The organism is Streptococcus sp. SR4 (assembly GCF_000517725.1).
GTDB lineage: Bacteria > Bacillota > Bacilli > Lactobacillales > Streptococcaceae > Streptococcus > Streptococcus salivarius_F.
Window position 1 is genome coordinate 136,686 of the sequence record NZ_AZYW01000068.1, and the last position, 13,977, is coordinate 150,662.

At 41.0% G+C, this 13,977-nt stretch carries 12 protein-coding genes; all 12 read right to left on the minus strand.

From position 1 onward, the window contains the following. Positions 1 to 33: 33 nt before the first annotated feature. The 12 genes from HMPREF1519_RS08400 to HMPREF1519_RS08455 all read right to left on the minus strand — a co-directional run bounded on the left by HMPREF1519_RS08400 (position 34) and on the right by HMPREF1519_RS08455 (position 13,896). Positions 34 to 1,020: a helix-turn-helix transcriptional regulator gene (locus HMPREF1519_RS08400; protein WP_037611875.1), complete on the minus strand. Its 987-nt coding sequence runs from the start codon at positions 1,018 to 1,020 to the stop codon at positions 34 to 36. Positions 1,021 to 1,097: 77 nt separating this feature from the next. Continuing rightward, the gene (locus HMPREF1519_RS08405) at positions 1,098 to 2,123 is read right to left on the minus strand and encodes a hypothetical protein (protein WP_037611876.1); all 1,026 of its coding nucleotides are present in this window, start codon (positions 2,121 to 2,123) and stop codon (positions 1,098 to 1,100) included. A gap of 122 nt (positions 2,124 to 2,245) precedes the next feature. Continuing rightward, positions 2,246 to 3,259, minus strand: coding sequence for a diacylglycerol kinase (locus tag HMPREF1519_RS08410; protein WP_004183144.1), 1,014 nt, complete (start codon positions 3,257 to 3,259; stop codon positions 2,246 to 2,248). Between the two features lie 9 nt (positions 3,260 to 3,268). Beyond that, the gene (gene ligA, locus HMPREF1519_RS08415; RefSeq protein ID WP_037611878.1) at positions 3,269 to 5,227 is read right to left on the minus strand and encodes an NAD-dependent DNA ligase LigA; all 1,959 of its coding nucleotides are present in this window, start codon (positions 5,225 to 5,227) and stop codon (positions 3,269 to 3,271) included. Positions 5,228 to 5,277: 50 nt separating this feature from the next. Beyond that, positions 5,278 to 5,787, minus strand: a complete 510-nt coding sequence (locus tag HMPREF1519_RS08420) for a QueT transporter family protein (protein ID WP_002891556.1) — start codon at positions 5,785 to 5,787, stop codon at positions 5,278 to 5,280. Between the two features lie 90 nt (positions 5,788 to 5,877). Then, positions 5,878 to 6,837, minus strand: a complete 960-nt coding sequence (locus HMPREF1519_RS08425) for a YihY/virulence factor BrkB family protein (RefSeq protein ID WP_037611879.1) — start codon at positions 6,835 to 6,837, stop codon at positions 5,878 to 5,880. Position 6,838: 1 nt separating this feature from the next. Further along, entirely contained in the window at positions 6,839 to 7,699 is an 861-nt protein-coding gene (locus HMPREF1519_RS08430; RefSeq protein WP_002884335.1) for a methionyl aminopeptidase, read from the minus strand. 39 nt (positions 7,700 to 7,738) lie between these two features. Next, positions 7,739 to 9,019: a CBS-HotDog domain-containing transcription factor SpxR gene (spxR, locus tag HMPREF1519_RS08435; protein ID WP_022496137.1), complete on the minus strand. Its 1,281-nt coding sequence runs from the start codon at positions 9,017 to 9,019 to the stop codon at positions 7,739 to 7,741. Further along, positions 9,012 to 9,557 carry a GNAT family N-acetyltransferase gene (locus HMPREF1519_RS08440; RefSeq protein WP_022496136.1) on the minus strand — a complete coding sequence of 182 codons (546 nt, stop codon included), beginning with the start codon at positions 9,555 to 9,557 and terminating at the stop codon, positions 9,012 to 9,014. The genes spxR and HMPREF1519_RS08440 overlap by 8 nt, the downstream gene beginning before the upstream one ends. A gap of 65 nt (positions 9,558 to 9,622) precedes the next feature. Then, complete coding sequence (locus HMPREF1519_RS08445) at positions 9,623 to 10,885, minus strand: UDP-N-acetylglucosamine 1-carboxyvinyltransferase (RefSeq protein ID WP_022496135.1); 1,263 nt, start codon at positions 10,883 to 10,885, stop codon at positions 9,623 to 9,625. An 85-nt stretch (positions 10,886 to 10,970) separates the two neighbouring features. Then, the gene (locus HMPREF1519_RS08450; RefSeq protein WP_022496134.1) at positions 10,971 to 13,211 is read right to left on the minus strand and encodes a DNA internalization-related competence protein ComEC/Rec2; all 2,241 of its coding nucleotides are present in this window, start codon (positions 13,209 to 13,211) and stop codon (positions 10,971 to 10,973) included. Next, complete coding sequence (locus tag HMPREF1519_RS08455) at positions 13,201 to 13,896, minus strand: helix-hairpin-helix domain-containing protein (protein WP_022496133.1); 696 nt, start codon at positions 13,894 to 13,896, stop codon at positions 13,201 to 13,203. The genes HMPREF1519_RS08450 and HMPREF1519_RS08455 overlap by 11 nt, the downstream gene beginning before the upstream one ends. Positions 13,897 to 13,977 lie beyond the last annotated feature (81 nt).

Below are 13,977 nucleotides of genomic sequence, written 5' to 3' on the forward strand. Positions count from 1 at the left end.
AAAAGGCCTTCGGATAACCAAAGGCCTTTTTCATTAGTTATCTATTGCTTCAATCTTGAGGAAAACAAAATCCCCATCAAAGCGTTGAATATACTTTTGGAAACCTAGTAAACTAAAGGTTTCAATCTCATAACGAACCTGATCAACACCTTCACTAGTGCTTTCCTCTAGCAATTTCAGTTTTGGAATATCAGACTCCAAGACATCACGGTAGAGACCTTTATACTCGAAGGTAATTCGAGCCCATTCGTTACCAGAAAGCATTGAGAAAGCTTGGTAGCGCACCTGCTCATCTGTAATGAGACGGGCTTGTTGTTCTGGACTGAGCGTGAAAGCGACGTCATTTTCAGATTTATGAATGGTCTGGAAACGATCGACACGGAAATAACGAATTTCAGAGAACTTGTAATCACAAGTAAAGTTCTCATCCAATTTGTAAGAAATACAGTAGAAATAGTGGTTATCAAAAATGACTGAAATAGGAAAGACCTTATATTCCTCCACTTTTTCTCCTAGCTTACGGTAGCTAAATGACAATGGACGTTGGTCCACAATAGCATCGAAAATGGCTGAAATAGCTGGTAAGAGTGACTTATCTTGTTCCTGATAAATCTTTAGCTCTTGATAACTATCTAGTTCTAGCTCGGTCAATCGCTTGATACGTCTGCGTTCCTTATCATCTACCGCCCTCTCAACAAAAATGTTGATTATCTCTGCTACTTCATCCTTTCGAAGAGCACGGCTCTCTAAAAGAATCTTAGATAGGATAACTGCCTGATTGTATTTAAGGTTTCCATAACCTTGTTCATACTCGGCATGGTAGGAACCGTATTTTCTGGAATACTTAACTTTCATGTTAGGACGGAGCTCGGTCAAATTATACTTGAGCTCACTCACATCCTCTTTAAGGGTACGCTCACTTATGCCAAAGCGAGCAAGGTAGTCCGTTTTTGAAATCTCATTTCCCTTTTCCAATTCGGACATAAAATACAAGAGACGTTTGGTTTTTGATGCTGTCATTATAAAATCCCCCTTTATAATCAAACCTCTTATTACTAAAAAATTGCTGTCTAGTTATTAATTATCATAGATAGTCATCACCAGTGGCCACGATCCACAGAATTATAGCTCAAATAATAGTCCTTTTTCTTTTCGTTATACTCAAAAGAGAGTCTTAACAATTGTGCTTTCTCAATAGGACTATTCTGATCAGTGTAATCAAGATCAACTGACTTATGCATGATTCCTGATGAATGGACCTTTATACTTCTCCAGGCCCCTTTTGCCTGAGGATGTTCCCTCACTACCTCAGACAAGGATGTTGTTGGTCCAAAATAAGCTTGGTCTTTGGTACGTAAGCTATTTATCTGTTCTTCAGTCCAATTACTGCTATAGTTAGCAACTTCAGTGACGCCATCAAGTGGATAAGTCGCTGTTCCACCATCATAAACAAAGCGTCCCTTTTCGTCCTTCACAAAAGAGAGATCAATATACTCATTGCCATCTCCACGTTCGTATCTCACCTTCAGACCACTGGATTCCATCTCGACATAATTGCCCTTACCATGACTTTTAATAATCGAACGTAAGGTATCAACCTTGGGTTTCAGATTTTCAAAATCTTCTTCCGTCCAGTTATAAATCGCAGACTTATCTTCGTAGTCTTTTGGATCATCACTATCGGGTTTCTCCTCATCAAGTTCTGACTGGGATACTTGTTGGATCAGCCTGTATTTTTTCATAGCACCTCGATAGACAGAACCACCTAAAGTTGCAAAGAAGGATAATCCAATTAGGGCAAGCACGATTGCGGTAAAGAGAAATCTACCTCGCTTCTGTCCCATTCTAAAGAGAATGATAGAAAGGACAAAACAACTCACAATCACAGCCAAATACAGTATTATCGGCTTATACCTCCAAGATAAGAAGACCGAAATCCAACTCACACTTAAAAGTATCAGTGGCAAAACAAGAGTCAAAAAGAAATACTGCTTTTCAGCTTTTTCCTCCTGAAAAGCAGATCCAAACTCTGGCCCTTGATTACTAAAAGCCGACTCGAAAACCTGATCACCATTCTTTAGATGATCATCACTTAAATAACGTTCACTTTCTTTATTAAACATCTACTCCTCTAAATATTCTATATAACAATTTCCCAGTTTTTTCTATTGTAACAAATGAAAACGTCATTTTCTACAGATATACTTAAAAAGCAACCTGTCTTAGGTTGCTTAAAGGTTTTACATTAGTCATTCTCGATTTTTTCAGCTTCTGTACTGAATTTTTGTGCAATGGCTTCGAGGGCCAATTCATCTGTATCTGGAAGAGTGATGGCATCATCTGAAATCTCATCAATATTAGCATAGAATTCAATGTGATTTTTAAGGTTTTGAAGCTGGATAGGTGCATCACCACCGTATTCACCATCTAGGTTAATCATCATACGATCTTTCCCCTGAGGCTCAATATACAGCGAACTCGTTTTGATATAGGAAATTCTCTTGTCGTAGATGTGTTTACCACCTTGGAGAACCTGACGAATAAGGTCTACCAATTCAAAGAGGTTGGCTGTCTTAACCATGATTAGTGTAAATTTACCATCATCCAGTTTAGCATCTGGGGCAATCGTTTCAAAGCCACCAACTGAATTGGTCAAGGCAACGAAAATCATGGAAAGGCCACCTTCAAAGACACCCTCATCATGCGTAATGCGGACAGGAACCTTCTTAACTTGTGGCAGCAACTCCGCCCCCTTAACAAGGTAAGCCAAATAACCAAGCACTGTCTTTAAGCGGCTAGGCACACTATAAGTTAGTTCCGTAAAGGAACCCGCAGCTGCAATATTGATGAAGTATTTATCAGCATAGGCACGACCAATATCCATTTGAAGGGTTTGATTTTTAGCAATAACCTTGGCTGCTTCAACAGGATTTCCTCTTGGAATCTTTAAAGCGCGTGCAAAGTCATTTGTTGTCCCCGTTGGAATAACCGCCATTTGTGGGCGATTTTTGAGTGGGGCAATCCCAGAAACAACCTCATTGATTGTTCCATCGCCACCTGCAGCAATGACTAAGTCAAAGCCTGCTTTAGCCGCACGAGTGGCCTCATTTTTTGCTGAGTTCTCATCTGGTGTTGTTTGAAAGGCTGATGCTTCAAAGCCAGCGCCTTCCAGAATATCTAAGACCTCAGCAACATTTTTTTTCATAATTTCTTGTCCAGATGTTGGATTATAAATTAAGCGGGCACGTTTTTGTTTCATATTGAACTCCTATAAATCCAGCAACCAAGCCTCATCTTTTACGTCAATTCCTAGGCTTTGTGCTTTTTCCAACTTACTTCCGGCATCACTACCAGCAACTACTAAATCTGTTTTCTTAGAGACAGAACCTGTCACCTTAGCACCCAGAGCTTCTAGTTTTTCCTTTGCTTCACTACGTTTAAGATGCTCCATTTTTCCTGTCAAAACAACTGTCTTACCAGATAGGATGGCATCATCTGCTACCTTTTGCCCAAGATAGGCCAAATTAACCCCGTAGGTTTCCAGTTCTTTAAGAAGAACCTGAGCTTCTTCCTTGGCAAAATAGCGCTGGATGGACTTGGCAATAACCTCTCCTAAACCATCTACAGCAGCAATTGCCTCGACATCTGCACTTGCTAACTCTTGTATACTTCCAAATGCTTCTAGCAACTGCTTACTAACTTTGGCACCGACATGACGAATACCCAAACCATAGAGCAATTTCTCTGCAGAATTTTCTTTTGAGGCTTGAATGGCTGCATAAAGTTTTTCAGCAGACTTTTCCTTAAAACCTTCCAATTGGAGGAAATCTTGACTGTTCAAGCCATAAATATCAGCCACATCTTTAACCAACTCAGCTTTAAAGAGCTTTTCAACCACTGAAGGTCCCATACCTGCAATGTTCATGGCATCACGAGAGGCAAAATGGATGAGGCCTTCCTTAATCTGAGCAGGACAAGAAGGATTAATACAACGTAGGGCAACTTCATCTTCAAAATGTAAGAGGCCACTACCACAAGATGGACATTGCGTCGGTACTTCCATTGGTTCTTGCGTTGTACGCTTACTTTCTACTACTCGAAGTACTGCAGGGATAATATCACCAGCTTTGTAGACAATAACGGTATCCCCGATACGAATGTCTTTTTCAGCAATATAATCCACATTATGAAGGGTAGCACGACTAACCGTTGTCCCTGCTAATTGCACTGGAGTTAAATTAGCAGTCGGCGTTACTACACCCGTACGACCTACCTGCCAGTCCACTGAGAGAAGTTCTGCTTCCTTTTCCTCAGCAGGGAATTTATAAGCAATGGCCCAACGTGGTGCCTTAACTGTAAAACCTAGCTCTTCTTGCATAGCCAAACTATTGACTTTGATAACAACACCATCAATATCATAAGCCAAGTCATCGCGATCCTGTCCAACAGCTTGAATAAAGTCCCAAATCTCATCCATCGATGATGTGACAATACGTCGTGGATTAACAGAGAAACCTAGTTCTGCCACTTCATTCAGGACATCATTTTGTGTAAGACGCTCCGTTGGACTCGCTTCCTGATAAAGGAAAGTCGCCAAACGACGCTCGGCAACCACCTTGGTATCCAACTGACGAAGGGTTCCCGCTGCAGCATTACGTGGATTGGCAAATTCGGCTTCACCATTCTCCTGACGCTGGATATTGATGCGTTCAAACTCAGCCCGTGGCAGGTAACACTCTCCACGAACGGTAATATTAAGCGGTTGGTCCAACTTGAGAGGAATGTCAGAGATACGCTTGACATTTTCAGTGATATTTTCACCGACAGAACCATCACCACGTGTCGCACCTACCTGGAGAACACCATCCACATAGGTTAGCGAGATAGAGAGACCATCAATTTTGAGTTCAGCCATATAATCAGCATTAGGAAATTCAGCCTTCACTCTCTGATCAAAGGCATCTAGTTCTTCTCGTGAAAAAGCATCCTGCAAACTATAAAGCGGATACTCATGTTGATATTTTTCAAAACCATCAAGGACCAGACCTCCCACACGATGCGTAGGACTATCTGCTTGAACATATTCAGGGTACTCAGCCTCCAAAGCTACAAGCTCACGATAGAGCTTATCGTAGTCCGCGTCTGACACCGATGGATTATCTTCCGTATAATACTCTTTTGCATACTGGTTAAGTTTAGCAACCAGCTCTTTCATTCGTTTTTCCATAGGAACATTTTAACATAAAAGCAGAAAAAAACGCCTTTACAGACGTTAATTTAGGAAACAAAATCAATGACTTTGGCCAATTTCTTAATAAGAATTGCACCAACCAAGAGTGATGCCAATTCTCCCATAGCAACAGTGAACCAAGTTGCCCAAAATGGTGCTTGAGTAACTAGAGTCAACTCAGCCGCAATCGTCACCATGAAGAATGAAAAGTAAAAGGCAAAGAAAACATGAGCCTTGTCAAAAAGGCCACCCAAAATGTCTTGGTTTTTAAAACGGTCAAAGAAATAAACACCTGAACCGACAAAGACCAATGTTGATAGGCTTCCAACAACCACATCAATCATGTTAAAGCTAAAGAAATTAGCAATCACACAGCCCAAAGTAACGGCAATGATATACTTGCGATTATAAAATCCTAAAAGATTGAACATTTCTGCAATTCGGAACTGGTAGGGACCGTAGGAAATTAAGTTAAAAGGTGGCACAACAGTCAAGACTACATAAAGGGCCGCCACAATAGCAATATGTGTTAAATCACGAACAGTTTGTTTTTTCATTTTTCCTCCATAATCAATGTTTTTTATTAGCTACGAAAAATCAATAATCCCGTCAAAAGAGCCTGGATCTCACCAAGCTCTTTTTATCATCTAGGAATCATCCTCATCTTTTTTATGTTTTTTGCTGTCACTACCATCTCCAGAAAAGCTCTGAATAATAGTAATCACATCTCCTCTTCTACTTTTTAGTTCACCTTGTCTAAGTTCTTGATAGGTCGCATTAAAGACGGCACCCAAAATCAAAATCCTGGCCAAAAAGATGAACCAAAGCATGAAGACGAAAATCATAATGGATCCAAATAACTTGATGTCAACCAATCGACTCAAGGTACGAATCACGTAGGTTCCAAACAAGTTACTTAAATAGCCAATCACTAAAGTCGTAAATATTGTTCCTGGCATAACATAGCGGATTTTTCGAATCTTCACATTTGGAAGCACGAAATAAAGCACCATCATTCCCAGGAAGACAACTGCAATACTTAGAGGCTGAATACTATTTAAAATAAGCTGGGTCATCTTGGAACCAATAGGATAGGTCTGATTGATAACTCGAAGGACCGACTGAATAATTGTGGACAGCATTAGTGCAAAGGTGAGCAGGAATAAGATTACCAGACTCATGAAACCACCGATAATGTGACTAATAAAGACATCACGGTGTTCTGAAGCACCATATACCTTGTTAATCGCCTTTTGAAGTGAAGACAAGGACTTAATCATAGTCCAGAATCCCGTCAAAGAGGCAACTCCTAGCAACTGTCCAGAAGGTGTCGAGAAGATATCCTGAACAACGTTGGCTGCAGGTGCATAAAACTGCTTAGGAAGGTGCTCATTCATAAACTTCAAGAGATCTGTCGTATCAATATTCAAATAGGGAAAGACATTGGCCGCAATGACAATGAGCGGAAAAATCGTCAAAATGAGATAGTAAGCCACTGCGATAGTTGAAATGTCTATCTCTGCACTACGATAATGCCTAAGATAAACCTGCAAAGGGCGCCACTGGAGTTTATCCAAGAGACGGGCCATTAAGCCTTGTCGTTTCATATTAGTAAGTTCTTTCTTCGCCTTGAGAAGTCAAAATGACTGGACCATCCTTAGTAATAACAAATTGGTGTTCATATTGACAAGAAAGTCCACCGTCAAGAGTTTTGTGAGCCCAACCCGTTTCAAGGTCCGTATCAATTTCCCAAGTACCAGTGTTAATCATTGGCTCGATAGTCAAAACCATTCCTTCTTTGAGACGGAGACCTCGTCCAGCCACCCCATAGTTTGGCACCATTGGTTCTTCGTGCATTGTTGGCCCAACTCCGTGTCCAACCAAATCACGAACAACACCGTAACCACGACTTTCAGCGTATTCTTGGATAGCTGCCCCGATATCACCGATACGGTTACCGACAACCGCTTGTTCAATACCAAGGTACATAGCCTCACGTGTTACTTCCATAAGTTTTTTCACTTCGTCAGATGGCGTTCCAATCGCATAAGCCCAACATGAGTCAGCCAAACCGCCAGAATATGATTCCGTGTATTTTTTAACCTGAGCAACATTGTCAAAGTTCAATTTTGACACATCAAGGACTGACTTATCGATAGGTTCTGACAAGACCATATCAACTTTCAAGAGGTCACCATCTTTCAAAATATAGTGACGTGGAAAGGCATGTGCCACTTCGTCATTAAGGCCACAGCATGTTGCATAAGGGTAATCCATAATGCTTCCCTCAACTCCAATCTGAAGGGGAAGAACATTTTCTTCTTTACAACGACGACGCACATACTCTTCTACTTCCCACATATCCACTCCTGGTTTCAAGAGGTCACGTAGACCAATGTGAATGCTAGCAAGAAAATCCCCTGCCCTATCCATTGCTTCAATTTCACGTGCTGATTTTAATGTAATCATTATTTTCTCCGTTTTCTTTATATCTTTTATTTTTAGTTACTAAGTTTTCTTAACCACAACGACTGATTTGCAGACGGTATGATTTCCGTGAGTAACCATAAGGTCCAGATGGGCTCTACGTCTGGTTTCAGCAATAATACTTGGTGTAATCGTCACCTTGTCATCGATCTGAGCTGCCTGAAGAAAGTAAAACATCATCTCTTCAATCACAAGACCATTTTGTTCCTGCTTTTCCATGATACGATAGACAACCTCTTTAACCATCTCTGCAAGAACACCCTGAGTGAGGTTTCCAGAATTGTCAATCATAGTGGGCTCTACCTCAAAGCTGAAAGCATGCTTGTCCTGGTTTAGGTTAGCTATCATTTGATCACTAAAGGTGTGCAAGTTGCCACGATTATTGTCCTGAAGTTCTTCCAAAACCTGACGACGGGTGATAACACCTAGATAGTGTTTTTCTTCATCCACAACAGGAATGATATCAAAGTCTTCAAAAATCATCTTTTGGGCAACAGTTGCCAGACTAGTCTCAAGTCGTGTCACCGTCGGCTTGGTCATGATTGCCTTAAGCATGGTCGTTGGTTGCTGATTAGACACATCCCGCATGGTCACAATACCAATCACTTTTTCAGACTCAGATAGAATTGGAAAACGTACCAAGTTGGTCCGTTTAACCAAATTCTGAAAATCTCTGACCGTCATTTCTGGAGTCATGTAATTGTAGTCTTCTCGTCTGGTATAGACTTGAGCTACAGTCTTGATATCTGTTTTGATACGGACATTCGAAAGCGCCTGGTTAATCATGGTTGCCACGGTAAAGGTATCGTAAGTTGTTACCATAACTGGAAATTGCTTCAAACGAGAAAGCTCTTTTACCCTATCGGAAACCTGAAAGCCCCCCGTCACTAGAATAGCATTATTGTGTTCTAGGGCAAGCAATTGAATATCCTCACGGTCCCCAACAATAAGAAGATCTCCTTTGGTTAGATAACGGGTGATATTCTCAATAGTCATGGCTCCGATATAGAACTTACTGAAGACACGTTCCAGACCTTCGTGACCAGAGATAACTTCAGACTCTGTAATCTCCGCAATCTCCGCAAAGGTCAGCTTATCAAGGCGAACCTGGACTTTCTTTTCAATTCGAACTGTCCCACTCCGAGGACGTGTCTCAACCAACCCTCGATTTTCAGCTTCTTTAATTGCTCGATAGGCAGTTCCATCAGAAACCTGTAAGTGATTCGAAATACTACGCACACTAACACGCTTACCGATAGGTAAGGCCTCTAGATAATCTAGAATTTCTTGATGTTTACTCACAGTTCTCCTCCTTCTCAAAGCGGAGATAATCACGCATGGTACGGGTGTATCGGTCTGCTCCCTTAAAGCGAGACATAAGTTTAAAGCCAGACTTCTCCGCTACACGAATCGATGCCTTATTTTCCAAGTGGGCAATAAGAATAATACGATCCATTCCCATAGCTGTTAAAGCCAAATTTGACAGACAAGTAACTGCCTCTGTCATTAAGCCTCTACCCCAGTATGAGGCATTCAAAAAATAGCCAAGCTCTGCAGTCCGTTTCTGGACATCTATCTTTTCAAAACGAACGACGCCAATCATCTTTTCTAACTCTTTATCTACAATAGCCCATACACCTAGAGGCTCCTTCATGAAGTAATGAACCAAAAGGCAATCCGTTTCATGCTGTGTTTGAGTGGCAGGAAAGAAAAATTGTAGATTCTTAGGATTTGATACAATTTCGTGTAAATCAAAACGATCCAAAAAGATGAGTGGTCTAAAAGAAAGGCGCTCCGACTCAAAGAAGGCAAAAGCACCCAGACTAGTCCAAATATCCATGATAGTATTATAACACAGTTTTAGAAATGGAAAAAGGCTCAACCACTAGGGGTTGAACCTTAGACTTAATCTTCAATCAAACGAATATCTGCACCAAGGTCAGAAAGTTTCTCAATGATATTTGAATACCCACGAAGGATAAACTCAATATTGGTAATTTCAGTTTGACCTTCTGCCATAAGACCTGCCGTAACAAGTGCAGCACCTGCACGCAAATCACTAGCTTTTACTGGCGCACCTGAGAGTTGCGTTGGACCATTGTAAACAATTTGTCCACCGAGTACCTGAATATCAGCACCCATACGAGCCAATTCAGGAACGTGGTTCACACGCTTCTCATAAATCGTATCAATAATTTTTCCTCGACCACTTGCTTTCAGTAACAAAGGTGTCATCGGTTGTTGTAAATCCGTCGCAAAACCTGGATAAGGCGATGTCTTAATGTCAACAGGTTTTAAATCATCTTGCTCTTCAACAAAGATGGCATCTTCTTCAACTGTCATACGAACACCCATTGCTTCAAGTTTAGCGATAAAACTTTCAAGGTGTTCATAAAGAACATTTTTAACCTTAATTCCCTTACCGATAGCCGCGGCCATAGCAATGTAGGAACCCGCTTCAATACGGTCTGGAATAACCTGATGACGAGTGCCATGTAAGCTCTCTACACCTTCAATCGTGATGACTTCTGTACCAGCGCCACGAACACGTGCGCCCATATTGTTAAGAAGAGTTGCTACATCAATAATCTCAGGTTCACGCGCCGCATTCTCAATGACCGTACGACCGTCAGCCTTAGCCGCTGCCAACATGGTATTAATCGTCGCTCCAACACTGACCGTATCCATGTAGATATGAGCACCCTTAATGCGTTGACCAGCATCAGTCGCAATACGCATAGATTCGTCTTCATAGGAAATGCTAGCACCCATTGCTTCAAAAGCCTTAAGGTGAAGGTCAATAGGACGTGGTCCCAAATCACAACCACCTGGCAAACCTACTGTTGCTTGACCGTAACGTCCAAGCAAGCTACCGTAAAAATAGTAAGAAGCACGAAGACTGTTAATCTTACCAAATGGCATTGGCATATCCTTAACACCTCGTGGATCAATTTCGAGTGTTTCGCCATCACGCTTAACAGAACCACCCATCACTTCTATAATTTCAATTAGGTTATCGACGTCGCTGATTGCTGGTACCCCGTCAAGAGTAACCACTCCATCAGATAAAATGATGGCCGGAATCAATGCAACAACTGAATTTTTAGCCCCTGATACTGTAACTTCTCCCTGAAGTTCCTTACCACCATTGATGATAATTTTACGCATACTGTTCAATCTTTCTTATACTGGAATATTAGCTTTTACATTCTACCATAGATTGAGGTGCATGACAAATTAAGAACTCTAACAATTATCGGACTGTTTCACTTGACCATTTAAACCAGCCCTTAAAACGGATGGCTCCGTCTTTATCTGTTCGTAAAATTTTAATGTGACGTTGCTTAAAACGTTCTATTGTTTCATCATTTGGATGTTTATAACGATTGTTCTCACCAGCTGAAACAAGTGCAAGGGAGGGGTGCAGCTGGTCCAAAAAAGCTTCAGACGAAGAACCTTTTGAACCGTGGTGTCCAGCTTTGAGGACGCTTGCCCTTAAAGTTGGATAGCTGGCCATCAGTTCCTCCTCTCCTTCTTTTTCCAAATCACCGGTAAACAGAAAACTGCTTCCTAATAGCTTTCCGTAAAGAACTATCGAATCATTGTTACCACCATCACCAACTTTATTTGGATAAAGAACCTGTAGATTGCTTCCCATCATGGGTAATTTGTCGCCAGCCTTTAGAGTGTGAACTGGGCATTTTATAGTCCGAAGTCTTTTAACAAAGCTCGGCTTAGTCAAAGCCCCCTGACTGACACAGATTTCCTTAATCTTAAAACACTTGGCCACTTCTTCCAAATCACCAATATGGTCTGTGTCCGTATGCGTCAGGACCAGATAATCAATTTGAGACACTCCTCTAGCCTGTAGATAGGGAATCAAGGTTTTCTCCGCATTGCTCGTCTGGCTAGACTCTTGCCATTTTTCCTTAGTTCCAAACGTCACCTTGCCACCCACATCAATTAGGATGGTATCACCTTTCATACTCCTCAGAAAAATACTATCTCCCTGACCAACGTCAACCACAGTCACCTCATTGGTTAAAGGATGTTTGACCCAGACCATCAAAAGTCCAAAAATCATCAAAAGGCAAATCCTAAACTGAGGCTTTTTCCAAAAATCAAAGAGCATAACCAATACTGCTATCATCAAGCCAAACTGAAACAAACTAGGTTTCCCTAAAATCAAAGGTTGACCTATCCAGGATTGTATCCAAGTCAAAAAGGACTCCATCCATTCAAAAAGTGGATTGATTTGAGAAAAGATTACCAGTCCTGAAAGGGCAAAGAAGACCGTCAAGACAGGCAAAAGAAAGCTATCAAATACAATTGAAAAGATTGTAGTGAGAATCAAACTAACTGGTTGAAAAGTCCCATAATAGTAGGTTAAAAAGGGCAAAATCCCAAGACTCAATACCAAGCTCGTATAGATTGATTTCTTTAAAGATGACAAGTCATCAAAATCAAACAAACACAACAAGAAGGCATAGGAACAACTTAATACACCTCCCACTGTTAAAAGAAAATGAGGTAACAAGAGAAACAATAGAAGCAAGGTTATTCCCATATTGTCCAGTTTTTTAATACCAAACTCAGCCAGCAAACTTTGAACCAAGGAACGTAGGACTGAAGCTGTCCATCCTGTCATTAAGCCATAACATAAGGAAAAAGGCAGCAAGACGATAAATAGATAATCTTTAGGAAGACCTAAACGCAGGAGTCCGTAACGAAACCATCCCAGAAAAAAGCCGACTTGCATCCCCGAAAGTGCGAATAGATGAATAATCCCTAAACTCGTGTAAAGCTGACTTTGCTCATCAAACTCCTTATCCAAATACCCAAAGAGCAGGCCTGTCATATAGTGTCTCATAGGATTAGGAAAGTGCGTCTGGATATGAACCAATGCCCTCCTCCTCAGTTGATGGAAAAAAGCTAGGGGAGATAGAGATTTTTGAGGCACCACATGGTCCAAGCGTTCAATCTGAGCCATTCGATAAATGCCTTGACTGGCTAGATAAGACTGATAATTAAACCCTTGAAAATTACGTTGACCAATTGCTAGGGATAACTTTATTTTCCCTTTTAATACCAACGTTTGGCTAGTAGTCTTAAAAAAATGCTGCTCCTTCTCAGATTTGAGTCGGTAAAAGACCTGATAAGTTTGTCCCTTTGCCTTTCCAATAGCTGATAATTGCTCACCATTAACCGACAGCGTATCAGCAACCAGAGTCACCTGATTGATTTCAGTAGGAGCTTGTTTATCTTGTATGGTAGCTCTGTGGTGCAAGAATAAAAAGTAGACCAAAAAGAAACTACCTACAAGTCCCACCAACTTTAGGGCTACCTTATTCTTCCAATGATGCTTCAAAAAACATCCTAAAAGAAAAGACAAAACCCCAATAGCATAAACATTTGTGTTAAAAATCGTAAAATAAAGGGCAGCTATTAACAGAGCCAAGGAAAAAAGATTGATTGGAGCTTTTTTAAGCCACATAGAGGGACTCTCTGATTTTTTCTAAAGTTTTATCACCAATTCCTGAGACATTTTTCAAGTCATCTACGGATTGAAAACCTCCATGACTTTCACGATAGGCAATGATATCCTCAGCACGCTTAGCTCCAATCCCAGAAATAGTTTGCAACTCCTCTGAAGTCGCTGTGTTTAAGTTAATTTTGCCATCCTTAGCACTAGTTTGCCCTCCTTTGTCAGAAACCTGACCAGTTCCTGATTGACCAAGAACAGAAAGGTTTTCATCCTTAGTTGCCACATAGACAACCTCTTCGTCCGACAGGCTTGCAGCTAAGTTAACACTCTTAGCATCCGCATCCTCAGTCATTCCCCCAGCGGCTTTGATGGCATCAGTTACCCTAGCGCTTGCTTTTAAGGTATAAACACCCGGATTAGCCACAGCCCCCTTAACATCTACTGTTACTTTTGACTTATCCTTTTCACTTCCTTCAGTCTTTGACTGGGAAGACGCCTCAGAAAGAGACTGTGAGCTTTGTTTGGATGAGGAGGTTGACAAAGCTGTCACATCTGTATAAGACGTCTCCGCCTCCATACTGTTGCCCGCACCACAAGTCATCCATAGAAAGAAGCAAAAAATCACCATCAGTAAAGCGATGACACTCACAAACAGACGATTATCTTTGACATAGGCTATAATCTTTTCCTTCACGCTATTCTCCTTAATTGATATATTTTCTTTCTTATTCGTAAAAAATTTGAAAAATATATCAAAAAGTAAAAAAACTCCATC